Raw genomic sequence first — 25,217 nt, forward strand, 5'->3', positions numbered from 1 at the left:
AGGAGGTATTCTGAGATCATCCGCCCCTAAAGGAGACTCGCCATGCGCGCGGTGTTCGCCCTGACGCTGCTGGCCAGCCTCGCCGCCTGTGCCAGCCAGTTGCCTGATCCCGACCCACGAATGGCCTGGATCGATATCGTGCCCGACCCCAGCGACACCCTCATGGCCGACCGCCTGGACGACAGGCGCTGGGATGACGGCCGTTACTACCAGGTGCTGCCCGGCAAGCATGAACTGGAGCTGCGCTATCAGTTCGAGGTTGGCGGCGCGGGCGGAGGCTTTGGCATGAATGCCGAGCCCAGCCGCATCACGTGCTACATGATTCTGCGCTATGACGGTTTCGAGGCCGGCAAGCGCTACCGCGTGGAAGCACGCAACGCCGCCAACCAGCCGATGGCCTGGCTCTATGGCGAGAACCGCGAAGTACTCGCCAGGCACGAGATATTCCCGCGCTGCGGCCCCTTCTGATTCCGCTCAGTCACGCAGGCTAGCGAGGATGTCGAACGCTCGCAGCCGGTGTTCGTGCTGGTAAAGATCGCAGGTGAAGATCAGCTCATCGGCATCGGTCTGGTCCAGCAGCACCTGCAGACGTGCGCGAATCTTCTCCGGCCCGCCCACCATGGCCATGGCCAGGAAACTGCCCACGGCATCCTTCTCATGGGGCAGCCAGCGACCGGCCATGCTTTCAACCGGCGGGCGCAGCACCAGGCTTTCGCCACGAATCAGGGCAAGTACCCGCTGATACACCGTAGTGGCGAGGAACTCCGCTTCTTCGTCCGTGGGTGCCGCCACCAGAGGCACGCCGAGCATCACATAGGGTTTATCGAGCACCGCCGAGGGGCGGAAGTGGTTGCGGTAGACACGAATCGCCTCGTGCATGTAACGCGGAGCGAAGTGCGAGGCGAAGGCATAGGGCAACCCCTTCTGCCCGGCGAGCTGTGCGCTGAACAGGCTGGAGCCGAGCAGCCAGATGGGCACATTGGTATCCGCCCCCGGCATGGCAATCACCTTCTGATCGGGCTGACGCGGGCCAAGGAGCATTTCCAGTTCTTCGACATCCTGCGGGAAGTCGTCGGCGCTACCCAGGCGATCACGGCGCAGCGCGCGAGCGGTGAGGTGGTCGGCACCCGGCGCACGGCCCAGCCCCAGCTCGATTCGCCCCGGGTAGAGGCTGGCGAGCGTACCGAACTGCTCGGCGACCACCAGCGGCGCGTGGTTGGGCAGCATGATGCCGCCAGAGCCCAGGCGAATGCGGGAGGTACCGCCGGCGAGGTAGGCGAGCAATACAGCGGTGGCGGAGCTGGCGATGCCATCCATGTTGTGGTGCTCGGCCACCCAGAAGCGCGAGAAGCCCAGGTGTTCGACATGGCGTGCCAGCGCCAGGGAGTTGTGCAGGGCCTGGGTGGCGCCGCCGTGGTCACGGACGGGCGCCAGATCGAGGACGGAAAGGGGCAGATTGGACAGGGCAGACATGGGCAAGACCTTGGCAGGGGATAGGCCGGAGCCATATCCGAGTGAATCAGTAGGTCTTACTCTAGGGATTGGCGTCCAAGGCCGCTAGAAGGCACTTTTCGGTAACCAGGGCACCAGAAGGTAAGGATTGGGCCGGCAGGGGATGCCGGCCCCGGAACCGCAGTGCGATCAATTGCGCTGGTAGACGATCTCCTTGCTGCCACCCTCGCACGTGCCCACCACCTGCTTGCCGGCGGCGCTGCCCTTGTCGACGACTTCCAGGGTGTAGGAGACAACACCCTTGGCCTTGAGCTTGGCGTCGATCTCGGCCTTGAGTTCCTCGCAGGGTTTCACGGCGGCGAAGCTCGAACCGGCCAGGGCAAAAAGGCCAAGACCCAACAGCAATTTCTTCATGGATGACGCTCCCTCGTAATGGATGATTGACTCACACGAGCCATCCGCTCCCGCCTGGTTCCAACAAGGCCAGGGGCGGACGGTCAGAGCCTAACCGAATTCAGGAGCGGGGGATGTGCGTCACCTCGCTCGCCCGGACGAGTGTCAGCTGTCGCTGATCCGGAAGCCGATCTTAAGGGTCACCTGGTAATGGCCGACCCGGCCATTCTCGATATGTCCACGGGTCTCCACGACCTCGAACCAATCCATGTTGCGAATCGTCCTCGCCGCTTCGGTGAGGGCATTGTTGATCGCCTCATCAATGCTGGTGCGTGAGGTACCGACGATCTCGATCTTCTTGTAGGTGTGGTGATCAGACATGGCGTATCTCCTGTGGCAGGCACGGGTGGGTTCCCCAGCAAGGCTAGCCAAGAATGCCGCTATCGGCCCGTCAGTTCCTCACGCAACCAGTGGGCCAGGCGCTCAGCGCGGCGATCCATCTGCCGCGCCTGCACCCAGAGCGAAAGGCGTGCCGGCGTCTCGACGAAGCCCCAGGGCGCAACCAGACGGCCGGACGCCAGTTCGTCTGCGACCAGTTGCTGCGGGGCGATGGCCACACCGAGACCGGCTACCGCCGCTTCCAACAGGTAGTAGAGGTGCTCGAAGCCCTGGCCCAGGCGCAGTCGCTCAGTCGCCAGCCCCTGCGCCACCGCCCACTGGGGCCAGGCCTGGGGCCGCGACACGGTGTGCAACAGAGGCTCCTCCAGCAATGCGGCTGGTGCGGCGCAGGCCAGGGCGTCGTGCTGGGTGTAGCGCGGGCTCAGCACTGGGCCGATAGATTCCGCCGCCAGCTCGAACACCCGCATGTCCGCCGGCCAGGGCGGCTCGGCGAAGCAGAGGGTGGCGTCGACGCCAGGGCGACGCGGGTCCAGTTCGCCCTCGCTGGCCGAGAGCTGCAGGCGCAGTTCCGGGAGCGCGCGGTTGAGCCGGTCCAGGCGAGGTATGAACCAGCGCGCCAGTAGGCTGCCCGGACAGCCAAGGACGAAGGGCGCATCCTCGCTGCGCCTCTGCAGGTCGGCGCACACACCGCGCAGGCGCTCGAAAGCATCGCCAGTAGCATCTCGCAGGCGCTGGCCGGCATCCGTGAGTTTTACGCCACGGCCGTCTTTGCTGAACAAGGCAACGCCCAGTTCCTCCTCGAGCAACCGCACCTGGCGGCTCACTGCGCCATGGGTGACGTGCAGTTCGTCGGCCGCACGACTGATGCTCTGCAGGCGTGCCGCCGCTTCGAAGGCACGCAGGGCGTTCAGGGGAGGCAGGTCTCGGCTCATGGAAATCCGTGAGTTTTACTGACAGGTTAAAGCAATCTAATCGCTTTTCCGCTGGCCAGCCAGCGGTAGAATGGCTGCCATCACCCATTTCTCCCTCACCCCCGGCCCCTCTCCCGGCGGGAGAGGGGAGCAAGAGCAGGAGCACACCATGACCTCATTGCGCACCGGCCCTGACGCCAAGGGCCTCTTCGGCGCCTTCGGCGGCCAGTATGTCGCCGAGACCCTGATGCCGCTGATCCACGACCTGGCCCGCGAATACGAAAAGGCCAAGGACGATCCGGAATTCCAGAATGAGCTGGCCTACTTCCAGCGCGACTACGTCGGCCGCCCGAGCCCGCTGTACTTCGCCGAACGCCTGACCGAACACTGCGGCGGCGCGAAGATCTACCTCAAACGCGAAGAGCTGAACCACACCGGCGCGCACAAGATCAACAACTGCATCGGCCAGATTCTCCTGGCCCGGCGCATGGGCAAGAAACGCATCATTGCCGAGACCGGCGCCGGCATGCACGGCGTGGCCACCGCAACCGTGGCCGCCCGCTTCGGCCTGCAGTGCGTGATCTACATGGGCACCACTGACATCGACCGCCAGCAGGCCAACGTCTTCCGCATGAAGCTCCTGGGCGCCGAGGTGATTCCGGTCACAGCCGGCACCGGCACCCTGAAAGACGCGATGAACGAGGCCCTGCGCGACTGGGTGACCAACGTCGACACCACCTTCTACCTGATCGGCACCGTTGCCGGTCCGCACCCGTACCCGGCCATGGTCCGCGACTTCCAGGCCGTGATCGGCAAGGAAACCCGCGAGCAGCTGGCCGAGCAGGAAGGTCGCCTGCCCGACAGCCTGGTCGCCTGCATCGGCGGTGGCTCCAACGCCATGGGCCTGTTCCACCCCTTCCTCGATGACCAGAGCGTTGCCATCGTCGGCGTCGAAGCGGCCGGCCACGGCATCGAGACCGGCAAGCATGCGGCCAGCCTGAACGGCGGCGTTCCTGGCGTGCTGCACGGCAACCGCACTTTCCTGCTGCAGGACGAGGACGGCCAGATCATCGACGCCCACTCGATTTCCGCCGGCCTGGATTACCCCGGCATCGGCCCGGAACACGCCTGGCTGCATGACATCGGCCGCGTCGAGTACACCTCGATCACCGACGACGAAGCCCTGGCAGCCTTCCACCAGTGCTGCCGCCTTGAAGGCATCATCCCGGCCCTGGAGAGCTCCCACGCCCTCGCCGAAGTGTTCAAGCGCGCCCCGAACCTGCCGAAGGACCACATCATGGTGGTGAACCTGTCCGGTCGTGGCGACAAGGACATGCAGACCGTTATGCACCACATGCAACAGGAGCAGAAAGCATGAGCCGCCTGCAGACCCGCTTTGCCGAACTGAAGGAACAGAACCGTGCCGCCCTGGTGACCTTCGTCACCGCCGGCGACCCGAACTACGACGCGGCGCTGGCCATCCTCAAGGGCTTGCCGGACGCCGGCGCCGACGTGATCGAGCTGGGCATGCCCTTCACCGATCCGATGGCCGACGGCCCGTCCATCCAGCTGGCGAATATCCGCGCCCTGGGCGCCAAGCAGAACCTGGCCAAGACCCTGCAGATGGTTCGCGAATTCCGCGCCGGCAACCAGACCACACCGCTGGTGCTGATGGGTTACTTCAACCCCATCCACTACTACGGCGTGGAGCGTTTCATCGGCGACGCCAAGGAAGCCGGCGTAGATGGCCTGATCGTGGTGGACCTGCCGCCGGAACATAACGAAGACCTCTGCCACCCGGCCCAGGCCGCGGGCATCGACTTCATCCGTCTGACCACCCCGACCACCGACGACAATCGCCTGCCCACCGTGCTCGAAGGCAGCTCCGGCTTCGTCTACTACGTCTCCGTGGCCGGCGTGACCGGCGCCGGCTCCGCCACCCTGGAGCATGTGCAGGAAGCGGTTACCCGCCTGCGCCGCCACACCCAACTGCCAGTGGCCATCGGCTTCGGCATCCGCACCGCGGAGCACGCCGCCAACATCGCCAGGCTGGCCGACGGCGTGGTGGTGGGCTCCGCCCTGGTGGATCAGATCGCCAAGGCCGAGTCCCCCGAGCAAGCCGTTAACGGCGTCCTCAGCCTCTGCAAGACCCTCGCCGAAGGGGTACGCGGCGCCCGCGCCTGATCCACGCCCGCAGCACAAGAAAGCCGCTGTCCCTCAAGGGAACAGCGGCTTTTTCGTGGGTATTCGTCCCGACGCCTCCTGTGGGGGCTAATTCATTCGCCAAGCGGGCCGAAGGCTCGCCGGGGGGGCTGCTTTGCAGCCCTTTTTCGAATGAATTCGAACCCACAGTCGATCAGTCGACGCATCAGAGGTCGTACTCGATCGCGCCGTCCTCGAGACCCGACAAGTCCAGCGGCCGCACCGCGCCCATCCACATCGGGTAGTCGCGGTGGTCGCGCAGGTCGCTGCCGGTAATGGGGTGTACCAGCACGGTGAGGCCATCACGGTGCAAGGCCAGCCAGGGGATCACCTCGCCGAACAGCTCGGGCTTGAACGCCAGCTGGCAGCTCCAGTCGGGATGCGGGCCAACGGGCTTTTCGTGGACACGGCCCATCTTCAGCGGAAAGCGCCTGGCAGCTTCCTCGCAGAGCGCGCGGGCCCGGTCGAGGCTGTCGGCATCGAAGTAGACATGGGCGTGGAAACCCTTGATCCGGGGGGTGAGTGTCTGGGTCATATGGCGATTCCTTCCCGATGCCTGATGAGCTGGGCCTGGCGGGCTTCGTCACCCAGTTCCTGCTGCAACCAGTCGACGAAGCACTTCATCAGCCGTGCGCGGCGCTTGCGCTCAGGCTGCACCAGGTAATAACCGAATTCCGAGCTGACGCTGGTGTCCAGCACGCGCGCCAGAAGGCCCTGGTCGAGCAGGTCGTCCACCAGATAGCGCCAGCCGATGGCCACGCCCTGGCCGGCGATGGCGGCCTGGATCAGCAGGGTGTAGTTGTCGAAGCGCAGCATACCCGAGCCCGGTGGCTGGGCGATCCCGAGTTCGCGAAACAGTGCATTCCAGTCGAACCAACGGGTACGCACTTCGGGCTTCAGGTGCAGCAGCGGCAACTCGGCCAGGGCCGCCACCGGCAGCGGCTGGTCACGCCCGGCCAGCAGGCGCGGGCTGGCGATGGGGAAGACCTCCTCGCGGAACAACAGCAACGCCTCGCCGTGCTTGAAGCGGCCGTCGCCAAAGGCAATGGCAATGTCCACTTCCGAACGCAGCATGTTCATGGTGCGATCACTGGTGACGATGCTGACGTCGATTTCCGGGTTGGCCTCGTGGAATCGGTGCAGGCGCGGCATCAGCCAGTAGGCGGCGAAGGCGAAGTCAGTGGCCACTTGCAGTACCTCGTGCTGCGGTCGCGAGCCGATGGCGTCGAGTCCGGCATTGATGCTTTGCAAGCCCTCCTGCACATGCAGGAACAACAGGCGGCCAGCGTCAGTGAGTTCGATGCCGCGGTAGACGCGATCGAACAGGCGGGTCGCCAACTGCTTTTCCAGACGCTGGATCTGTTGGCTCACCGCAGGTTGCGTAGTGCCCAGCTCCACGGCGGCAGCGGTGAAGCTGAGATGGCGGGCAGCGGACTCGAACACCCGCAGCAGGTCCAGGGACAATTCAGAGTGAAGCTCTGCCATAACGTTTGCTTATCCGAGTCATGTTCCGCTGTGCGGTTTACCAGTTGGGTCGCTGACGCAATCATCGTCTCCAGCACTTTCGCATAATTCGACGGTATGGATAAGCGAACGATGAGACGTCCCAACATCCTCTTCATCATGGCTGACCAGATGGCGGCGCCGATGCTGCCCTTCTACGCCCCTTCCCCCATCAAGATGCCGAACCTGTCGCGCCTCGCTGCTGAAGGCGTGGTGTTCGACTCGGCCTACTGCAACAGCCCGCTGTGTGCGCCCTCGCGTTTTACCCTGGTAAGCGGTCAGCTGCCGTCGAAGATCGGCGCCTACGACAACGCGGCCGACTTCCCCGCCGACGTGCCCACTTACGCCCACTACCTGCGCCGGCTGGGCTATCGCACGGCACTGTCGGGCAAGATGCATTTCTGTGGCCCGGACCAGTTGCACGGCTACGAGGAGCGCCTGACCAGCGACATCTACCCCGCCGACTACGGCTGGGCCGTGAACTGGGACGAACCGGACGTTCGCCCGAGCTGGTACCACAACATGTCCTCCGTGCTGCAAGCCGGCCCCTGCGTGCGCACCAACCAGCTGGATTTCGACGACGAGGTGGTGTTCAAGGCGCGCCAGTACCTCTACGACCATGTTCGCGAGCGTGCAGGGCAGCCCTTCTGCCTGACCGTCTCGCTGACCCATCCCCACGACCCTTACACCATCCCGGCCGAGTATTGGGACCGCTACGACGACGCTGACATTCCGTTGCCGCGCATGCAGTTCGCCGATGCCGAACAGGACCCGCACAGCCAGCGCCTGCTCAAGGTCATCGACCTTTGGGGCAAGCCGCTGCCGGAGGCGAAGATCCGTGATGCACGCCGCGCCTACTTCGGTGCCTGCAGCTACGTGGACGACCAGATCGGCGCATTGCTGAAGACCCTGAGCGAGTGCCAGCTGGCTGAGGACACCATCGTCGTCTTCTCCGGCGATCACGGCGATATGCTTGGCGAGCGCGGCCTCTGGTACAAGATGCACTGGTTCGAGATGGCGGCCCGCGTGCCGTTGCTGGTCCACGCCCCTGGCCGCTTCCAGGCGCGACGGGTGAGCGAGTCCGTCTCCACGGTCGACCTGCTGCCCACCTTGGTAGAACTGGCCGGCGGTGAACTCGACAACAGCCTGCCGCTGGATGGCCGCTCGCTGCTGTCCCACCTTCAGGGCCGGGGCGGGCACGACGAAGTGCTGGGCGAGTACATGGCTGAAGGCACTACGAGCCCGCTGATGATGATCCGTCGCGGCCAGTACAAGTTCATCTTTTCCGAAGAAGACCCCTGCCTGCTCTTCGACCTCGCCAACGACCCGCAGGAGCTGGAGAACCTGGCCACCTCAGCGGATCACCAGACGCTGCTGGCGGCCTTCCTCGACGAGGCCTGGGCACGCTGGGACCTGGCAGCCATCGCCGAGGCGACCCTGGCCAGCCAGCGCCGACGCCGCTTCGTCGCCGAAGCGCTGACCCATGGCAAGCTGAAGAGCTGGGACCACCAGCCCTTCGTCGACGCCAGCCAGCAGTACATGCGCAACCACATCGACCTGGACGACCTGGAACGCCGCGCGCGTTTCCCCCAACCCTGACCCACTCTTGCGAGGAACGAAGGCATGAAGACGATCAATGCGGTGCTTGCCGGCGGCTTACTGCTGGCCGGTCTGGCGTTCAACGCCCAGGCGGAGGACGCCAGTTGCGCCACGGTGAAGTTGGGCGATCCAGGCTGGAGCGATATCGCCGTGACCAATGGCGTGGCGCGCTTCCTCCTAGACGGCCTGGGCTATCGCACCGAAACCTCGACGCTGGCGGTGCCGATCATCTTCGCCGGCCTGCACAAGGGGCAGATCGACGCCTTCCTCGGCAACTGGATGCCGGCCCAACAGAGCAGCTACGACAAATTCGTCGCCGCCGGCAGCGTCGACAAAGTGGCGCAGAACCTCTCCGGCACCGAGTACACCCTGGCCGTTCCGCGTTATGCCTTTGATGCGGGCGTGAAGACATTCGCCGACCTGGACAAGTTCGCCGACAAGTTCGACCGCAAGCTCTATGGCATCGCTTCTGGCTCACCCGCCAACGAGTCGATCCGGCAGATGATCGCCAACGATGAGTTCGGCCTGGGCGACTGGAAGCTGGTGGAGTCCAGCGAGCAGGCGATGCTGGTGCAGGTAGGCCGGGCGGTAAAGCGTGAGCAATTCGTGGTGTTCCTCGGCTGGACACCACACCCGATGAACGTGCAGTACGACATGGCCTACCTCAAGGGCGGTGAGAAGTACTTCGGCGAGAGTGGCAGTGTGAACACCCTGGCGCGCAAGGGCTTCGCCGCCCAGTGTCCGAACGTGGGCAAGCTTCTGGCCAACTTGCAATTCACCCAGGAGATGGAGAACGCCATCATGGACCAGGTGCTCAACAGCAACGCCGACAACGACGCGGCCATCAAAGCCTGGCTCAAGGCCAACCCGGCGGTGATTGACGGCTGGCTGCAGGGCGTCACCACCCGCGATGGTAGCGATGGGTTGGCGGCGGTGAAGGCAAAGCTCTGAACGACGAACTGACGGTGCAAGAGCCTCATCCGACGTGAAACTCGCCGACCTCTTCCCCTTCCTGCACTGGCTACCCGCAACGCGTGCCCACAGCCTGGGTCGCGACGCACTGGTGGGCCTGACCGGCGCCATCCTTGCCCTGCCACAGTCCATCGCCTACGCACTGATCGCCGGACTGCCGGCAGAGTACGGGCTCTATGCTGCGGTGGTGCCGGTGATCATCGCCTGCCTCTGGGGGTCGTCGTGGCACTTGATCTGCGGACCGACGGCAGCCATTTCAGTCGTGCTCTTTGCCAGTGTCAGCCCGCTGGCCCTGCCAGGCAGCCAGGACTACATCGGGCTGGTGCTGTTGCTGACTTTCCTCGCCGGCGCCTTTCAGTGGCTGCTGGGCATTCTGCGCTTCGGCTCCCTGGCCAACTTCGTCTCCCAGTCGGTAGTGCTCGGCTTTACCCTGGGTGCGGCATTGGTAATCGCCCTCGGCCAGGTACCTAACCTGCTCGGCCTGGCCAATCTGGAAGGGCGCGCCACGGCCTGGCAGAGCGCTCTGGAGTTGGCCAGACATGTGCGCGAAGTGCATTGGCCATCGCTGGCGGTGGCGGCTTTCACCCTCAGCCTTTCCATCCTGGTGCGCAGCCTGTGGCCGCGCCTGCCGGCGCTGCTGATCGGCATTATTGGCGGCAGCCTCCTGGTGCTGGCGCTGCCCGCCACCTTTTCCGGCGTCGAACGGGTTCACCCCTTCAGCGGCAGCCTGCCGCCGCTTGCCTCGATTCGTATCGACGCCGAGGACGTGCTGCGCCTGCTGCCATCGGCCGTGGCCTGCGGCCTGCTCGGCCTGGTCACCAGCCTGTCCATCGCCCGTGCACTGGCCAGCCAGTCGCGGCAGGTACTGGATGCCAACCAGGAAACCCGTGGCCAGGGCCTGTCCAACCTGATCGGTGCCTGGTTCTCCGGCTACCTCTCGGCAGGCTCTTTCACACGTTCCGCGCTGAATCTCCAGGCCGGCGCCCAAACACCGCTGGCAGGCGTCTTTTCGGCGCTCTGGGTGGCACTGTTCGCCCTGCTGGGCGCGCGGCTGATCGACCACATCCCGCTGCCGGCGATGGCGGCAAGCATCCTGCTGATCTGCTGGGGGCTGCTGGACAGGCACAGCGTGCGCCAGCTCTGGCGGGTCAGCCGGGCAGAGTTCGCAGTAATGGCGCTGACCTGCGTCGCGACGCTGCTGCTGGAGCTGCAAACGGCCATCTACGCCGGAGTGCTGGCGTCGTTGTTCTTCTACCTGAAACGCACCTCACAGCCACGGGTGCTGCAGGCGAAGGAGGGGGATGCCGAGGTGCTGCGCATCGAAGGGTCGATCTTCTTCGGCGCCTGCCCGTACCTGCAGAAGCTGATCCAGCGCAGCCGCGCCGGGCGCCTGGTGCTGGATGCGCACCATGTGAATTTCATCGACTACGCCGGCGTGAGCATGCTCCACGACGAAGCGCGGCGCCTGGGCGGGGAAGGGCGCAGCCTGGTGCTACGCCGCGCCAGGCCGCAAGTGGAGCGGGAACTGCGCAAGCTGGAAGGCGAGAGCAGCGGACTGCTGATCGAGCGTTGATCGGTAGAATGGGTGGAGCCTGCGATACTCATCAAACTCTGCGCAGCAGCATGGGCATCGCTCCGCTCGCGGAACGCCGCCCTCCACATCCTACAAAAGCTCGGCTTAACCCTCGCTCCCGCGGTCAGCCTTGCGCCAGCTGCCGACGCAGTTCGGCAAGGACCGGCGCGCTGTCGGGCAGTACGCCGCGCCAGAGCAGGAAGGCTTCGGCCGCCTGCTCCACCAGCATGCCCAGGCCATCCAGGGTACGCGCGGCACCATGCTCGGCGGCCCAACGGTTGAACGCGGTCATTTCCTTGCCGTACATCATGTCGTAGCAGACGGTGTGACCTGGCTTGATCAGGCTGGGCGAGATGGGCGGCAGATTACCGGCAAGGCTTGCCGAGGTGCCGTTGATGATCAGGTCCACCGGTTCTTCCAGCCAGTCGAAACCACTGGCGGAAACAGGGCCCAGTTCAGCGAACAACTGGGCCAGGGCTTCGGCCTTTTCCACGGTGCGATTGGCAATCACCAGGGCCGCCGGTTTTTCCGCGAGGATCGGCTCGATAACCCCACGCGCGGCGCCACCGGCACCCAACAGCAGGATGCGTTTGCCGCTGAGATTCACGCCGGCGTTGCGGGTGAGGTCGCGCACCAGCCCGGCGCCGTCGGTGTTGTCACCCAGCAGGCTGCCATCATCGAGCTTTTTCAGGGTGTTCACCGCGCCGGCACGTTGAGCGCGGGCGCTGAGGCTACCGGCCAGTTGATAGGCCTGCTCCTTGAACGGCACGGTGACGTTGCCGCCCTTGCCGGTTTCGAAGAACTGGCGGGCACAACCGGTGAAGTCGTCCAGCGGCGCCAGTACGGCTTCGTACGTAAGCTGCTGGCCGGTCTGCTCCGCGAACAGACGGTGGATCAGCGGCGACTTGCTGTGGCCGATTGGGTTGCCGAAGACGCAGTAGCTATCCATCAGAGACCTGCCTCCTTCAGCCAGTCGCGGTCCTTGAGGAAATACTCGGTCAGGCGCGCCTCTTCGCTGCCCACCTCCGGTTTCCAGTCATAGCCCCAGCGCACCTGAGGCGGCAGGGACATGAGGATGGACTCGGTACGGCCACCAGACTGCAGGCCGAAAAGGGTGCCGCGGTCGAACACCAGGTTGAACTCCACATAGCGTCCACGGCGGAACGCCTGGAACTCGCGCTGCTGCTCGGTGTAGGGCGTGTCCTTGCGCTTCCTCAGGATCGGCAGGTAGGCCTCCAGGTAGGCATCGCCGATGGCGCGCATGAAGGCGAAACTGGTGTCGAAGTCCCACTGGTTCAGGTCGTCGAAGAACAGGCCGCCAATGCCGCGCGGTTCGTTGCGATGCTTGAGATGGAAGTAGCGGTCGCACCATTCCTTGTAGCGCGGGTAGACGTCGGCACCAAAGGGCGCGCAGGCGTCGCGGGCGACCTTGTGCCAGAGCACGCAATCTTCCTCGACGGCGTAATAGGGGGTCAGGTCGAAGCCGCCGCCGAACCACCAGACGGGTTCTTCGCCTTCCTTCTCGGCGCAGAAAAAGCGCACGTTGGCGTGGGAGGTGGGCACATGGGGGTTTTCCGGGTGGATCACCAGGGACACACCGAGGGCCTGGAAGCCGCGACCGGCCAGTTCCGGGCGGTGGGCACTGGCCGACGGCGGCAGGTTGGCGCCGAACACATGGGAGAAGTTCACGCCGCCCTTCTCGATCAGTCCGCCGTTCTCGATCACCCGGGTGCGGCCGCCGCCACCAGCGGGACGAGTCCAGGCATCTTCGTAGAAGTCGGTCTTGCCGTCTTCGGCCGCGAGCGCGGCGCAGATGCGGTCTTGCAGATCGAGCAGGTAGGCCTTCACGGCCTCGATACGGTCAGTCACGTGGTCAACCCTGGCAGCGGTTAGGTGGCGGAAAAATGAGCAGGCAAGCATACCACCGCCCAAGGGCCCGGGCAGCTTGACGGAAATCAAGGGGAGGCGTTGGATGAGAGCTTTTCCGACCAGGAGGTTGCAAGCATGGCCAGACGCATCCAGTTCTCCGCCTACGGCGGTCCGGAGGTCCTCGAGTATGCGGAGTACCAGCCGGAGGAACCGGGGCCGCAGGAAGTGCGGGTGCGCAATCGCGCCATCGGCCTCAACTTCATCGACACTTATTACCGCAGCGGCCTCTATCCGGCACCGAATTTCCCCACCAGCCTGGGTACAGAGGGCGCAGGTGAAGTGGAAGCGGTGGGCAGTGCGGTCACCCAGTTCAAGGTGGGCGACCGCGTCGCCTACGCCACCGGTCCGCTAGGCGCTTACAGCGAGCTGCATGTGCTGCCTGCGGACAAGCTGGTGCGCCTGCCGGACAGCATCAGCTTCGAGCAGGCCGCCGCCGTGATGCTCAAGGGTCTGACCGTGCAGTACCTGCTGCGCCAGACCTACGAACTCAAAGGTGGCGAAACCATTCTCTTCCACGCCGCCGCCGGTGGGGTCGGCCTCATCGCCTGTCAGTGGGCGCGCGCGCTGGGCGTGAAGCTGATCGGTACCGTCAGCTCGCCGGAGAAAGCCGCGCAAGCCAAGGCCAACGGTGCTTGGGCGACCATCGACTACAGCCATGAGAACGTCGTGCAGCGCGTGCAGGAGCTCACCCACGGCGCCAAGTGCCCGGTGGTCTACGACTCGGTGGGCAAGGACACCTGGGAAACGTCACTGGACTGCGTGGCGCCACGCGGCCTGATGGTGAGCTTCGGCAACGCCTCGGGGCCGGTCACTGGAGTGAACCTGGGCATCCTCGCGCAAAAAGGCTCGCTATTCGTCACCCGGCCGACGCTGTTCGGCTACGCCAGCACGCCGCAGCGCCTGCAGGCGATGGCCGACGAGCTGTTCGGGCTGATCGCCGATGGACGCATCAAGGTGGAGGTGAACCAGCGCTTTGCTCTGGCCGACGCGGCCAAGGCACACACGGCCCTGGCCAACCGCCAGACCACCGGATCGACCGTGCTTATCCCCTGAGCACGCGGCCGCTGGCCAGGTCGCGGATCACGCTGGGATTGCGACGCCCGCCAAGGGCGCCGCCCAGCACTGCGTCCAACTTGTCGCCGAAATACTGCTGCACGCGCAGGCGCGAGTAGGCGGCGGGGCGGCCGGAGGGGTTGGCGGAGGTGGACACCAGCGGGCCGGTGTGGGCGCAGAGGTCGCGTACCAAGGGGTGGTCGCTGACGCGCAGGGCGACGCTGTCGTGCTGGCCGGTGATCCAATCGGGCAGCAGGTTCTGGTGCGGCACCAGCCAGGTGTTCGGGCCGGGCCAGCTGCTGGCGAGCCGGTCGATCCAGGCGTCCGGCAGGCCTTCGAGGAGGAAATCAAACTGGCGGATGTTGTCCGCCACCAGGATCAGCCCCTTCTCCACGGGACGCTCCTTGAGCGCCAGCAGGCGATACACCGCGTCTTCGTTCCAGGGATCGCATCCCAGCCCCCAGACCGCCTCGGTGGGATAGGCGATCACACCACCTTCACGCACGACCCGCGCCACTTGCTGCACACGCCAATTGCTGACCATCAACCGCTCCCCGCAATACTGGATCGGCAAAGTGTACAGGGCTCAACCTTGGCGATGCACCCAGCAGCCGGCCTCACGGGCGACGCGGCCCAGCAGCTCCAGATCGGTGAGCTCGGCGAGCAGGCGCGGCAACTCCCAGCCACTGGCCGCGGCCAGCCCTTCGCTGCTGTAGGGCGCAGCACGCAGCAGTTCGAGCAGCGGATGGTCGCCCTGCGTCGGGGCATCGGACCGGGGCTCGGAAGGCATGACCTGCCAGCCGCGCAGAGCCTCAAGGATGTCCTCCACCTTTTCCACCAGGGTCGCGCCTTCGCGGATCAATTGGTGACAGCCTCGCGCACCGGGGTGGTGGATGGAGCCGGGAATAGCGTAGACCTCTCGGCCCTGCTCAGCGGCCAGGCGTGCGGTGATCAGCGAGCCGCTGGAGGGGCTGGCCTCGACGACCAACACACCGAGGGATAGGCCGCTGATGATGCGATTGCGCCGGGGGAAGTTGGCCGGTTGCGGCGGGCAGTCCAACGGCAGTTCGGATACCAGCGCACCACCTTCAGCGACGATGCGCGCCGCCAGGCTGCGGTGGCGGTTGGGGTAAATGCGCTCTAGGCCAGTCCCGAGCACCGCCACCGTTGCGCCTCCGACCTCCAGCGTCCCCTGGTGGGCCGCGCCATCGATGCCCAGGGCCAGTCCGCTGGTGATGACGAATCCCCCACCCGCCAGGCTGCGGGCAAAAGCTCGGGCAGTATCCAGGCCGGCCGCCGAGGCGCGGCGGCTGCCAACCAGCGCCAGCTGCGGACGCTCCAGCAGCGTGGCGTCGCCGGCGACATAAAGCAGTGGTGGCGCGTTGCTCAGTTCCGCCAGCAGGGCGGGGTAGGCGGGGTCATCCCAACACAGCACCTGGTGGCCGGGTTGCTCCAGCCAGGCCAGGGCGCATGCCGCGGCATCACGGATTTCCGGGCTTCGCCGCGGATCGGCGGAGGCTCCCGGCAGGCCCAGGGAACGCCACGCGGCAGCCGGCGCGCTGAGGGCAGCGGACGCGGAGCCGAAGGCTTCGAGCAGACGACGGAAACGGGCAGGGCCGAGTTCGGGGAGGTGGTGCAGACGCAGTCGAGCTTCCAGCTCGGCAGGGGAGATTGATGGCACGTCGATCGGTCCTTGATCGCGCCGCGATTGCGGCAGGACCGCCATCAATACAACAAGCCCCCGCAGGGCGGGGGCTTGGAGGTGTTACGGGTTGTGTACCTTGTCCAGCACCGCCAACTGGCGGGTGGCAGCGAGGACCAGGCCGTAGCTGAGCTTGTCGTAGGTGCGGAACACCATCAGCAGGCCGGCGCGCTCGTCGGGGATCTTGATGAACTCGTCGGTGACGCGGTCACGTACGGTTTCGCCGGTTTTGTAGACCGCCAGCACGTTGCCTTCCACCAGGCCATCGCGTTTGCCCTTGTTGATGGTCACCACATCGAACTGGCCGATCTGGGTCACACCACGCGGTACGTCGAGGATCACGCCGTTGATGTCGCGGTCCGGCGCGCTGGGCATGAAGGTGGAGTTGATCGCGCGTTCCTCGGTTGGGAACAGGCGATCGCCCAGGCGCACTTCCTGGGTGGAACGGGACAGTAGCAGGGTGCCGATATCGCCTTCGTCGGCCACCATCTCGCCGCCGCCGATGTCGTCGGCGTTAACACCGAGGAACTCCTTGGATTCCGGGTCCACGTAGGTCTTGCCCTGGCGGAAAATGCCGTAGACCGGCTGTTCCTGGGAGAAGTTGCCACGCGCATAGACACGATCACCGGCACCGCTGACCACGCGCTCGGCATTGCCGGCGACGATGTAGGGAGCGGTTTCGAATTCCTTGGGATCGTCGATGATGCGGTTGGTCAGCAGGAAGGCGTTGATGGCTTCCAGCGGGATCGTCGGAATGGCTTCCGCCATCGGCGTGCTGCGCACCTGGGGCGACAGCTTGATCGTGCCGCGGGAAGCGCCGCGGTTCAGCATCAGGCGCGGCTGGCCGTCGACATAGACCAGGCTCAGCATGTCGCCGGGATAGATCAGGTGCGGGTTTTCGATCTGCGGGTTGGCGTGCCAGATTTCCGGCCACTTCCACGGCTGGCGCAGGAACTTGCCAGAAATATCCCAGAGCGTGTCGCCCTTGACGACGGTGTAGCGCTCCGGATGCCCTTCCTTGAGTTCCACCGCAGCCTGGGTCAGGCCACTGGCGGCCAGGAGCAGCAGGGCGAGTAGTGATTTCCTCATGCGGTGAATCCCTTTATTATGTTCATTCACATGCAACGCCCTGAGAGCCGCCCCAACCGGGCTCTTCAGCCGTTTTTCGATGCTGCTCACCATCTTAGCAGCGGATTTTTAACTTATTCCACAAGTGCATCACAAACGCATATGGCGATTCTGAACATTCTCGAGTTCCCCGATCCGCGGTTGCGCACCATCGCCAAACCGGTTGAGGTGGTCGACGACTCCATCCGCCAGCTGATCGACGACATGTTCGAAACCATGTACGACGCTCCGGGTATCGGCCTGGCCGCCACCCAGGTGAACGTTCACAAGCGCGTGGTGGTGATGGACCTATCCGAAGACAAGTCCGAGCCGCGGGTCTTCATCAACCCCGAGTTCGAGTCCCTGACCGACCAGATGGACCAGTATCAGGAAGGCTGCCTTTCGGTACCGGGCTTCTATGAAAACGTCGATCGTCCGCAGAAGGTGAAGATCAAGGCCCTGGACCGCGACGGCCAGCCCTATGAGCTGATCGCGGAGGGCTTGCTGGCCGTGTGCATCCAGCACGAATGCGACCACCTCAACGGCAAGCTCTTCGTCGACTACCTGTCGTCCCTCAAGCGCGACCGCATCAAGAAGAAGCTGGAAAAGCAACATCGCCAGCAGGCTTGATTCCCTCGATCCCAAAGGCTTGCTCCGGCAAGCCTTTTTCTTTAGCGAGTACCCATGACTGAGCCCCTGCGCCTCGTCTTCGCCGGCACCCCGGAATTCGCCGCGGAGCACCTCAAAGCCCTGCTCGACTCCCGCCACCAGGTCATCGCCGTCTACACCCAGCCGGACCGCCCGGCCGGTCGTGGGCAGAAGCTGATGCCGAGCCCGGTGAAACAACTGGCCGTGGAACACGGCATCCCGGTGCTGCAGCCGCCGACCCTGCGAGACCCGACCGCCCAGGCCGAGCTCAAGGGCCTCGATGCAGACTTGATGGTGGTGGTTGCCTATGGCCTGATCCTGCCTCAGGTGGTGCTCGATACCCCGCGCCTGGGCTGCATCAACAGTCACGCCTCGCTGCTGCCTCGCTGGCGCGGCGCCGCACCGATCCAGCGCGCGGTGCAGGCAGGCGATGCACAGAGCGGTGTCACCGTGATGCAGATGGAAGCCGGCCTCGACACCGGTCCGATGCTGCTCAAGGTCACCACACCGATCCGTGCAGAAGACACCGGTGGCAGCCTCCATGACCGCCTCGCCCAACTCGGCCCGAAAGCAGTGCTGGAAGCCATCGAAGGGCTGGCCGCCGGCACCTTGCAGGGTGAAGTCCAGGACGACGCCCTGGCCAATTACGCCCACAAGTTGAACAAGGACGAGGCGCGCCTCGACTGGGGTCGCCCGGCCATTGAGCTGGAACGCCTGGTGCGCGCCTTCAACCCCTGGCCCATCTGCCACAGCACACTCGATGACGAACCCTTGAAGGTGCTGGCCGCCGTGCTCGGTGAGGGCAAGGGCCAGCCCGGCCAGATCCTCGCCGCCAGCAAGGACGGCCTGACCGTCGCCTGTGGCGAAGGCGCCCTGCGCCTGACCCGCCTTCAATTGCCCGGCGGCAAGCCACTGAACTTCGCCGACCTTTACAACAGCCGCCGCGAGCAGTTCGCCCTGGGCAAGGTACTGGGCGCATGAACCCTCGTCTCGCCGCCGCCCGCGCACTGGCCGCGGTACTTTCTGGCAAGGCCTCGCTGGGCGGTAGCCTGCCGCCCCAGTTGGACAAGGTGGAGCCCCGCGACCGCGCCCTGGCCCAGGACCTCGCCTTCGGCGCCGCCCGCTGGCAGCCACGCCTTGCCGCCCTGGCCGAACGTCTCTTGCAAAAGCCTTTCAAGGCCGCTGACAAAGATGTGGAAGCCCTGCTGCTGGTGGGCCTCTACCAGCTCTTCTACACGCGCATTCCCGCCCACGCAGCCATCGGTGAAACCGTCGGCTGCGCGGACAAGCTGAAGAAACCTTGGGCCAAGGGATTGATCAACGCCGTGCTGCGCAACGCACAGCGCGATGGCGAGACAATCTTCGCCGAGCTGGAACGTGACCCGGCAGCGCGCACCGCCCACCCGCGCTGGCTGCAAAAGGCCCTCAAGGCCGCCTGGCCGGAACACTGGGAAGCGGTCTGCGCAGCGAACAACGCCCACCCGCCGCTGATCCTGCGCGTCAATCGCCGCCATGGCGGCCGCGACGCCTACCTGACCGAACTTCGCCAGGCCGGCATTGCCGCCGAGCCCTGCACCTTCAGCCGCGACGGCATCCGCCTGGCCGAAGCCTGCGATGTGAAGACCCTGCCAGGCTTCGCTGAAGGTCGCGTCAGCGTGCAGGACGAGGCCGCCCAGCTGGCCGCCGACCTGCTGGAACTGGCCCCCGGTCAACGCGTGCTGGATGCCTGCTGCGCACCCGGCGGCAAGACCTGCCACTTGCTGGAGGCGGAGCCCGGCCTGTCCGAAGTGCTGGGCGTGGACCTGGAAGAAAGCCGTCTGGTGCGCGTGCGCGAAAACCTCGCACGCCTCGGCCTGGATGCCCGCCTGATCGCCGCCGACGGCCGCGACACCGGAACCTGGTGGGACGGCAAACCGTTCCAGCGTATTCTCCTCGACGCGCCCTGTTCGGCCACCGGAGTGATCCGCCGTCACCCGGATATCAAGTTGACACGCAAGGAAGAGGACATCGACGCACTGGCCAAGCTCCAGGGCGAGCTGCTAGACGCTCTCTGGCAGACCCTGGAGGTGGGCGGCGTGCTGCTCTACGCCACCTGCTCCACACTGCCCATGGAAAACAGCGACAACATCGCGGCCTTCCTCGCTCGCACCCCGGGGGCCCGCGAACTGGATATCCCCGGCCCGTTCGGATTGAAACAACCCCATGGCCGCCAATTGCTGGCACAAGAAGTCGGCCATGACGGTTTCTACTATGCCAAGCTGGTCAAGATCGCCGCTTCGCCCCGCGGCTAAGGGAGTCTGCAGTGAAGATCATCATTCTCGGCGCCGGCCAGGTTGGCGGCACCCTCGCCGAACACCTGTCGGGGGAAGCCAACGACATCACCGTGGTCGACACCGACGGTGATCGCCTGCGCGATCTCGGCGATCGCCTGGACATCCGCACTGTCCAGGGCAAGGGGTCCTTCCCCACCGTGCTGCGCCAGGCCGGTGCCGACGACGCCGACATGCTGGTGGCAGTCACCAACAGCGACGAGGTGAACATGGTCGCCTGCCAAGTGGCCTACACCCTCTTCCACACGCCCACCAAGATCGCCCGGGTGCGTGAAGCGGCCTACCTGACCCGTACCGGCCTGTTCGACAACGAAGCCATCCCGGTGGACGTGTTGATCAGCCCCGAACAGGTGGTCACCAACTACATCAAGCGCCTGATTGAGTATCCCGGCGCGCTGCAGGTGATCGACTTCGCCGAAGGCAAGGCCCAGTTGGTGGGGGTCAAGGCGTACTACGGTGGTCCGCTGGTGGGGCAGGAGTTGCGACAGATCCGCGAGCACATGCCCAACGTGGATACGCGCGTGGCCGCCATCTTCCGCCGCAACCGGCCGATCCTGCCCAAGGGCGACACCGTGATCGAGGCCGACGACGAGGTCTTCTTCATTGCCGCCAAGGCGCATATCCGTGCCGTGATGAGCGAACTGCGCCGCCTGGAAGACAGTTACAAGCGCGTGGTGATCGCGGGCGGCGGGCACATCGGCGAACGTCTCGCCGAGGCCATCGAAAGCCGTTACCAGGTGAAGATCATCGAGATGAGTCCGGCGCGCTGCCGTCATCTCTCGGAAGTCCTCGACAGCACCATCGTGCTGCAAGGCAGCGCCTCCGACCGCGACCTGCTGGTGGAAGAGAACATCAACGATGCGGATATCTTCCTGGCCCTGACCAACGACGACGAGGCCAACATCATGTCCTCGCTGCTGGCAAAGCGCCTGGGTGCGCGGAAGGTGATGACCATCATCAACAACCCGGCGTATGTGGACCTGGTGCAGGGCGGCGATATCGACATCGCCATCAGCCCGCAGCTGGCCACCATCGGCACCCTGCTGACCCACGTGCGCCGTGGCGATATCGTCAGCGTGCACTCCCTGCGCCGCGGCGCGGCCGAGGCCATCGAAGCCATCGCCCATGGCGATGCCAAGTCGAGCAAGGTGGTGGGCAAGATGATCGAGGACATCGCCCTGCCGCCAGGCACCACCATTGGCGCCATCATCCGCGACGAGGAAGTGCTGATCGCCCACGACGATACGGTGATCGAGTCGGGCGACCACGTGATCCTCTTCCTGGTGGACAAGAAGTACATCCGCGACGCCGAGCGCCTGTTCCAGGTTGGCCTGACCTTCTTCTAAGGGGACACCGCATGCTCGAAGGACTGGAAAAGATGCTGGCCAAGGGCGTGGACAACGCGCTGTTGCGCTTCGGCCTGGGCAAGGGCTACCTCGACCAGGGTGATGCCGCCAAGGCTGCCCTGCACCTTCGCCGCTGCGTGGAGCAAGACCCGAAGTACTCCGCCGCCTGGAAGCTGCTGGGCAAAGCCCTGGAGACGCAGGGCGACTTCCCCGCTGCACGTGAAGCCTGGACCCAGGGCCTGGATGCCGCCCGCGCCCATGGCGACAAGCAGGCGGAAAAGGAGATGACCGTATTCCTCAAGCGCCTGGACAAGCGCGGGGGCGCTACGGCCTGATCAATCGGCTCTCCCCGTCAGATTTTTTCGGCAATAGGTCATTTCGGCTGGTGGACATCGGCAATAGGCGGCGCTGAACGCCCTTCGCCCCACCGCCCGAAAGCGGCGGGGCTCCGGATCACTGGCCGCGCAGGTAGCCGAGGGTCTGTTCGGTGGTCCACAGCGCATTGGCGATGAACCGGAAGTTGATCAACGCGGCCAGGTAGCCATCGCCTTCCGGGGTCGTCGGACCCGCCGTGGCGTCGCGCACCACCGCGACTTCAAACCCGGTCTCCAGCAGCTCTCGCAGGTGGGATTCCACACAGAGGTTGGCAGCCATACCGGCCAGGATCACCTGCGACACGCCGTGCTTGCGCAGTTGCAGCGCCAGGTCATTGGTTTCCGGGCCATAGACTTTGTGCGGCGAGGCAATGATGGTCTTTCCGTCGAGGATGTAGGGCTTGTACTCGGGCAGGAAGTCCGCGCCGGAGTTTTCGAAGCCTTCCAGGTTCAGCGGCCCTTTGCGGTCGAACATGCCGATGTTGTGCATGACTTTCTCCAGCGGTCCGCCGAACTGCCACTGGTGGTCGCTGGGGTAGTAGTAGTGCGGCGATACGGCAACCGTGATGCCGGCCGTCTTGGCCGCGGCAAAGAGCTGGCCGATGTGCTTGACCGTATCGTGCTCGGTAATGCTTTTGCCGAACACACTCCAGCTCACCCCTTCAGGGCTGAGGAAGTCGATCTGCGGGTCGATGACCACCAACGCGGCGCGGGCCAGGTCGAGCTTCATGCCCGGGTCAGGCAGCGCGGGTTCGAGGGGATCGGCGTAGGGGGATGTCTGGCTCATGAGGGTGAACTCCTGTGGGCTGTGGATAAATCGCGCAGGGCCATGGCCGCCGGCCTTCTGGCTGGCTAACATCGGCTTGAGTTCATCCTATGGCCGTGCCCCCGACGGCTTTTCCCAGGACGTACAGGATCTTTGCCAGGTTGTCCCCGATGGATGTCCTTTCCGAGTTTTTCGAACGCACCAATCTCCAGGGCCGACTGTTCTTCGCCGGCCGCGTGGACGGCGCCCTGATGCTCGACAAGCCACCCGGGATGGCATTCATCCATCTGGTGGAGCGTGGCGGCCTCGACCTGATCCAGCCGGGCATGCCGAACGTGTCGATCAGCCAGCCAAGCGTGCTGTTCTGCCCCAGTAGCTGCCGCTACCAGTTGCGTTCCAGCTCCATGGAAGGAGCCGAGCTGATCTGCGCTTCCTTCCGGTTCGGCAGGGGCACGGCACAACCGCTTCCCCTTGGACTGGAAGAAACCCTGGTATTCCCGCTCGACGCCCTCGGCCATGCGCTGCCGGTAATCCGTGCCCTGGTGGAGGAGTTCCAGGACCAGGCGCCAGGTCGCGCCAAGGCGCTGAACCTGCTGTTCGAGTATCTCTTCGTGCTGCTGGTGCGGCGGGCAGTCCAGGACGGCAGGATCGCCGGAGGCCTGTTCTACGCACTGCAGGATCCTCGGCTGGGCTCCGTACTGAGTCGGCTGCATGACGAGCCCGAAGCGGACTGGAGCGTGGAACGGATGGCGGGCCTGGCGGCGATGTCACGCTCGAAGTTCTCCGCCTGGTTCAGCCGGGTGCTGGGCGTCTCGCCCATGGGCTATCTGAGCGGCTGGCGCATGAAAGTCGCCCAGGACCTGCTGCGAGACGGAGTGCCGATCAAGGTTGTGGCAGACGCTGTGGGCTACAGCTCGCAAGCGTCCTTTTCCAGAACCTTCGCCAGCCTGGTGGGATGCCCACCGGCGGAATGGCTGCGCCAGGATGCGCGCGAGGCACCGACAGTAAAGGCGCGCCTCACCACTGCGGACGACTAGTCGCTGTCGAGGAAACGGAACCCGGCGCCCTCGGCATCCACGCGCATCACCTCCATCTGCAGGATCGGCGCCTCGATCGGCAGATCCTGCACCTGGCCGCAAACGATGCTGCCGACGGACAGGGCGGTCAGGTCGGGATGGCGGACATAGACGCCGCCATCGGACAGGTCACGGGTCTGGGCAATCAGGTCGCCGAAGCTCGGGTGGCTGATCTTGATCCTGCATTTCATCGGAGTTCGGGGAAATTGACGCTGGTTCGCCATGAGATCGCATCATCCTGAGCCGTTTTCAGCGCTCGTTAATACGGCTTATCGCGACTCGATTCAACCCTTCCACGGTTGAGAAATACCCGTCCATGAAAAAGGCGCCTCTCGGCGCCTTGTTCGTCAGTACCACTTCTTCTCGCCCTCGGGGCGTTTCTTGAAGCGCTTCATGCTCCACATGTACTGGGTCGGGTAGGCCCGCACGTATTTCTCAACCACCTGGCTCATGGCGGCAACGCCTTCTTCGACGTTCTCGCTGTACATACCTTCGGGGGCGGCTTCGAGGATGACCTTGAAGCCCGAGCCATCGGGCAGGCGCAGGGCATGGAGGAACACGCCACGCGCCTTGCCACCGGCGAGCATGCCAGGGACGAACTTACTGGTCAGCGCCAGGGTACCGAGGAAGGGCACGAAGACGCCCGCCGACAGGCTCGGCTCCGGGTCCGCGGGAATGCCCACGGCACCGCCCTTGCGCACTTCCTTGATGACGCTGAGGATGCCTTCCTTGGTGGACGGCGCCACACGGTTACCCAACTGCACACGCTGCTTCTGCAGCAGCTCGTCCACTGCCTTCAGCTTCGGCGGGCGGTAGAAGATGATGGGTCTGCACTGGGCGCAGTAGAAGTGGTTCAGCACTTCCCAGTTGCCCAGGTGGCTGGTGATGCCCACCACGCCCTTACCACTGGCCAGGGCCTCGCGCAGCACTTCCAGGCCTTCCACTTCGCGTACCAGCCCGATGGATTTCTCCGCCGGCCAGATCCAGGCGCAGGCGCTTTCGGTGAAGGTCTTGCCGATGTCCATCAAGCTCTGGCCAACACGCTGCTCCAACTCCGCCGGCGACCACTCGGGGAAGCATTTGGACAGGTTGATCCGCACCACGTCGCGGGAACGGTTCGGCAGCTTCCACATCAGCCAGCCAATGGTCGCGCCAACCGCTTGCACGGCGCGCCAGGGCAACATCGCGAAGAGGCGCAGGAAGCCGACAATCAGCGCACCTTTCAACTTATCCACAGGCAACTCCAGGACGTTCGAAAGCGCGCATTCTACCCTCGCACCGGATCACAGGGTCAGCTCGCGATAACGGTCGCAGTCGGTGGTGTGATCCATGACCATGCCGGCGGCCTGCATGAAGGCGTAGCAGATGGTCGGGCCGACGAAGGTGAAGCCGGCCTTCTTCAGTGCGCGGCTCATCGCTTCGGCCTCGGGAGTAGCCGCCGGGACCTGGCCGCGCTCGCTGAAGTGGTTGACCTTCGGTTTGCCGCCGACGAACGACCACAGCAGCGCTACCGGGTCTTCCTGGCGCAGCCAGGCCTGGGCGTTCTGCCGCGCGGCCTTGAGCTTGAGAAAGTTGCGGATGATGCCCGGGTCCTGCATCAGCTTCTCGATCTCCTCATCGCTCATTACAGACAAGCGCTTGGGGTCGAAGCCAAACAGCACCTCGCGGTAACGCTCGCGTTTCTTCAGCACGGTGATCCACGACAGGCCAGCCTGGAAGCCTTCCAGCAGGAGCAGTTCGAAGAGCGCCGCCGGGTCCTTCAGCGGTACGCCCCATTCGGTGTCGTGGTAGGCGATGTAGAGGGGGTCGTCATTGCACCAGAAGCAGCGTGGCATAAGGCTTTCCATGCGGTTGCGGCGGGGTCGGATCGGGTATACTCCGG

The 25,217-nt window shown here is 65.0% G+C and carries 28 protein-coding genes; 13 read left to right on the top strand and 15 right to left on the bottom strand.

The window, feature by feature from the left end; translation table 11 throughout:
• The first annotated feature begins 42 nt into the window (after positions 1–42).
• On the top strand, positions 43–468 hold the full coding sequence (locus E8F20_RS18975; protein WP_280285120.1) for a hypothetical protein: 426 nt from the start codon (positions 43–45) through the stop codon (positions 466–468).
• Between the two features lie 6 nt (positions 469–474).
• On the opposite strand, the gene E8F20_RS18980 is transcribed toward E8F20_RS18975, so the two are convergent.
• The 4 genes from E8F20_RS18980 to E8F20_RS18995 all read right to left on the bottom strand — a co-directional run bounded on the left by E8F20_RS18980 (position 475) and on the right by E8F20_RS18995 (position 3,176).
• Complete coding sequence (locus tag E8F20_RS18980) at positions 475–1,473, bottom strand: LLM class flavin-dependent oxidoreductase (RefSeq protein ID WP_028627050.1); 999 nt, start codon at positions 1,471–1,473, stop codon at positions 475–477.
• A 168-nt stretch (positions 1,474–1,641) separates the two neighbouring features.
• Positions 1,642–1,866: a DUF1161 domain-containing protein gene (locus tag E8F20_RS18985; protein ID WP_280285121.1), complete on the bottom strand. Its 225-nt coding sequence runs from the start codon at positions 1,864–1,866 to the stop codon at positions 1,642–1,644.
• 144 nt (positions 1,867–2,010) lie between these two features.
• Entirely contained in the window at positions 2,011–2,226 is a 216-nt protein-coding gene (locus E8F20_RS18990) for a dodecin (protein ID WP_280285122.1), read from the bottom strand.
• A 59-nt stretch (positions 2,227–2,285) separates the two neighbouring features.
• The gene (locus E8F20_RS18995; protein ID WP_280285123.1) at positions 2,286–3,176 is read right to left on the bottom strand and encodes a LysR family transcriptional regulator; all 891 of its coding nucleotides are present in this window, start codon (positions 3,174–3,176) and stop codon (positions 2,286–2,288) included.
• Positions 3,177–3,324: 148 nt separating this feature from the next.
• Between E8F20_RS18995 and trpB the strand changes: the two genes are divergently transcribed.
• Entirely contained in the window at positions 3,325–4,533 is a 1,209-nt protein-coding gene (gene trpB, locus E8F20_RS19000) for a tryptophan synthase subunit beta (RefSeq protein ID WP_280285124.1), read from the top strand.
• On the top strand, positions 4,530–5,339 hold the full coding sequence (trpA, locus tag E8F20_RS19005; RefSeq protein WP_280285125.1) for a tryptophan synthase subunit alpha: 810 nt from the start codon (positions 4,530–4,532) through the stop codon (positions 5,337–5,339). Before trpB ends, trpA begins: the two co-directional genes overlap by 4 nt.
• Positions 5,340–5,523: 184 nt before the next feature.
• Here trpA and E8F20_RS19010 read toward each other — a convergent pair whose 3' ends face one another.
• Together E8F20_RS19010 and E8F20_RS19015 are read right to left on the bottom strand one after the other, a co-directional pair.
• Entirely contained in the window at positions 5,524–5,892 is a 369-nt protein-coding gene (locus E8F20_RS19010) for a DOPA 4,5-dioxygenase family protein (protein ID WP_280285126.1), read from the bottom strand.
• Entirely contained in the window at positions 5,889–6,842 is a 954-nt protein-coding gene (locus E8F20_RS19015; protein WP_280285127.1) for a LysR family transcriptional regulator, read from the bottom strand. Before E8F20_RS19015 ends, E8F20_RS19010 begins: the two co-directional genes overlap by 4 nt.
• Before the next feature lie 111 nt (positions 6,843–6,953).
• Between E8F20_RS19015 and betC the strand changes: the two genes are divergently transcribed.
• The 3 genes from betC to E8F20_RS19030 are packed head-to-tail and all read left to right on the top strand — an operon-like array spanning position 6,954 to position 11,004.
• Positions 6,954–8,459, top strand: a complete 1,506-nt coding sequence (gene betC / locus E8F20_RS19020; protein ID WP_280285128.1) for a choline-sulfatase — start codon at positions 6,954–6,956, stop codon at positions 8,457–8,459.
• A 24-nt stretch (positions 8,460–8,483) separates the two neighbouring features.
• Complete coding sequence (choX, locus tag E8F20_RS19025; RefSeq protein WP_280285129.1) at positions 8,484–9,410, top strand: choline ABC transporter substrate-binding protein; 927 nt, start codon at positions 8,484–8,486, stop codon at positions 9,408–9,410.
• Positions 9,411–9,444: 34 nt separating this feature from the next.
• Complete coding sequence (locus E8F20_RS19030; RefSeq protein WP_280285130.1) at positions 9,445–11,004, top strand: SulP family inorganic anion transporter; 1,560 nt, start codon at positions 9,445–9,447, stop codon at positions 11,002–11,004.
• A 124-nt stretch (positions 11,005–11,128) separates the two neighbouring features.
• Here the strand turns inward: E8F20_RS19030 and aroE are convergent, their stop codons facing one another.
• Together aroE and hemF are read right to left on the bottom strand one after the other, a co-directional pair.
• The gene (gene aroE / locus E8F20_RS19035; protein ID WP_280285131.1) at positions 11,129–11,953 is read right to left on the bottom strand and encodes a shikimate dehydrogenase; all 825 of its coding nucleotides are present in this window, start codon (positions 11,951–11,953) and stop codon (positions 11,129–11,131) included.
• Positions 11,953–12,873 (bottom strand): oxygen-dependent coproporphyrinogen oxidase, encoded by a 921-nt coding sequence (gene hemF / locus E8F20_RS19040; RefSeq protein ID WP_280285132.1) that lies wholly within the window; start codon positions 12,871–12,873, stop codon positions 11,953–11,955. The genes aroE and hemF overlap by 1 nt, the downstream gene beginning before the upstream one ends.
• A gap of 135 nt (positions 12,874–13,008) precedes the next feature.
• On the opposite strand from hemF, the gene E8F20_RS19045 reads away from it, so the two are divergent.
• Positions 13,009–13,986: an NADPH:quinone reductase gene (locus E8F20_RS19045; protein ID WP_280285133.1), complete on the top strand. Its 978-nt coding sequence runs from the start codon at positions 13,009–13,011 to the stop codon at positions 13,984–13,986.
• Here the strand turns inward: E8F20_RS19045 and E8F20_RS19050 are convergent.
• The 3 genes from E8F20_RS19050 to E8F20_RS19060 all read right to left on the bottom strand — a co-directional run bounded on the left by E8F20_RS19050 (position 13,976) and on the right by E8F20_RS19060 (position 16,777).
• On the bottom strand, positions 13,976–14,530 hold the full coding sequence (locus E8F20_RS19050; RefSeq protein WP_280285134.1) for a Sua5/YciO/YrdC/YwlC family protein: 555 nt from the start codon (positions 14,528–14,530) through the stop codon (positions 13,976–13,978). The two genes, E8F20_RS19045 and E8F20_RS19050, sit on opposite strands and share 11 nt — an antisense overlap.
• A 42-nt stretch (positions 14,531–14,572) precedes the next feature.
• On the bottom strand, positions 14,573–15,667 hold the full coding sequence (gene dprA, locus E8F20_RS19055; protein WP_280285135.1) for a DNA-processing protein DprA: 1,095 nt from the start codon (positions 15,665–15,667) through the stop codon (positions 14,573–14,575).
• Positions 15,668–15,751: 84 nt separating this feature from the next.
• Positions 15,752–16,777, bottom strand: coding sequence for a LysM peptidoglycan-binding domain-containing protein (locus E8F20_RS19060; protein WP_274802451.1), 1,026 nt, complete (start codon positions 16,775–16,777; stop codon positions 15,752–15,754).
• A gap of 141 nt (positions 16,778–16,918) precedes the next feature.
• On the opposite strand from E8F20_RS19060, the gene def reads away from it, so the two are divergent.
• Genes def through E8F20_RS19085 form a run of 5 tightly spaced genes read left to right on the top strand, consistent with a single transcriptional unit; the run spans position 16,919 to position 21,454 of the window.
• Positions 16,919–17,425, top strand: a complete 507-nt coding sequence (gene def / locus E8F20_RS19065; RefSeq protein ID WP_280285136.1) for a peptide deformylase — start codon at positions 16,919–16,921, stop codon at positions 17,423–17,425.
• Between the two features lie 54 nt (positions 17,426–17,479).
• Positions 17,480–18,424, top strand: a complete 945-nt coding sequence (fmt, locus tag E8F20_RS19070) for a methionyl-tRNA formyltransferase (protein ID WP_280285137.1) — start codon at positions 17,480–17,482, stop codon at positions 18,422–18,424.
• Entirely contained in the window at positions 18,421–19,734 is a 1,314-nt protein-coding gene (gene rsmB, locus E8F20_RS19075; protein ID WP_280285138.1) for a 16S rRNA (cytosine(967)-C(5))-methyltransferase RsmB, read from the top strand. Before fmt ends, rsmB begins: the two co-directional genes overlap by 4 nt.
• Before the next feature lie 11 nt (positions 19,735–19,745).
• On the top strand, positions 19,746–21,119 hold the full coding sequence (gene trkA / locus E8F20_RS19080; RefSeq protein ID WP_028627029.1) for a Trk system potassium transporter TrkA: 1,374 nt from the start codon (positions 19,746–19,748) through the stop codon (positions 21,117–21,119).
• Positions 21,120–21,130: 11 nt separating this feature from the next.
• The gene (locus E8F20_RS19085; RefSeq protein WP_280285139.1) at positions 21,131–21,454 is read left to right on the top strand and encodes a tetratricopeptide repeat protein; all 324 of its coding nucleotides are present in this window, start codon (positions 21,131–21,133) and stop codon (positions 21,452–21,454) included.
• A 118-nt stretch (positions 21,455–21,572) separates the two neighbouring features.
• On the opposite strand, the gene E8F20_RS19090 is transcribed toward E8F20_RS19085, so the two are convergent.
• Positions 21,573–22,280, bottom strand: coding sequence for a cysteine hydrolase (locus tag E8F20_RS19090; RefSeq protein WP_280285140.1), 708 nt, complete (start codon positions 22,278–22,280; stop codon positions 21,573–21,575).
• A 149-nt stretch (positions 22,281–22,429) separates the two neighbouring features.
• On the opposite strand from E8F20_RS19090, the gene E8F20_RS19095 reads away from it, so the two are divergent.
• A complete protein-coding gene (locus E8F20_RS19095) occupies positions 22,430–23,296 on the top strand; it encodes an AraC family transcriptional regulator (protein WP_280285141.1) in 867 nt (288 codons plus the stop codon).
• Here E8F20_RS19095 and E8F20_RS19100 read toward each other — a convergent pair.
• The 3 genes from E8F20_RS19100 to E8F20_RS19110 all read right to left on the bottom strand — a co-directional run bounded on the left by E8F20_RS19100 (position 23,293) and on the right by E8F20_RS19110 (position 25,170).
• Positions 23,293–23,559, bottom strand: a complete 267-nt coding sequence (locus tag E8F20_RS19100; RefSeq protein WP_280285142.1) for a PilZ domain-containing protein — start codon at positions 23,557–23,559, stop codon at positions 23,293–23,295. The two genes, E8F20_RS19095 and E8F20_RS19100, sit on opposite strands and share 4 nt — an antisense overlap.
• A 123-nt stretch (positions 23,560–23,682) precedes the next feature.
• The gene (locus E8F20_RS19105) at positions 23,683–24,570 is read right to left on the bottom strand and encodes a lysophospholipid acyltransferase (protein WP_280285143.1); all 888 of its coding nucleotides are present in this window, start codon (positions 24,568–24,570) and stop codon (positions 23,683–23,685) included.
• A 48-nt stretch (positions 24,571–24,618) separates the two neighbouring features.
• Positions 24,619–25,170, bottom strand: coding sequence for a DNA-3-methyladenine glycosylase I (locus E8F20_RS19110; protein ID WP_280285144.1), 552 nt, complete (start codon positions 25,168–25,170; stop codon positions 24,619–24,621).
• Positions 25,171–25,217: the final 47 nt, after the last annotated feature.

The sequence above is a fragment of the Pseudomonas sp. BN415 genome (assembly GCF_029871195.1).
Lineage (GTDB): Bacteria > Pseudomonadota > Gammaproteobacteria > Pseudomonadales > Pseudomonadaceae > Metapseudomonas > Metapseudomonas resinovorans.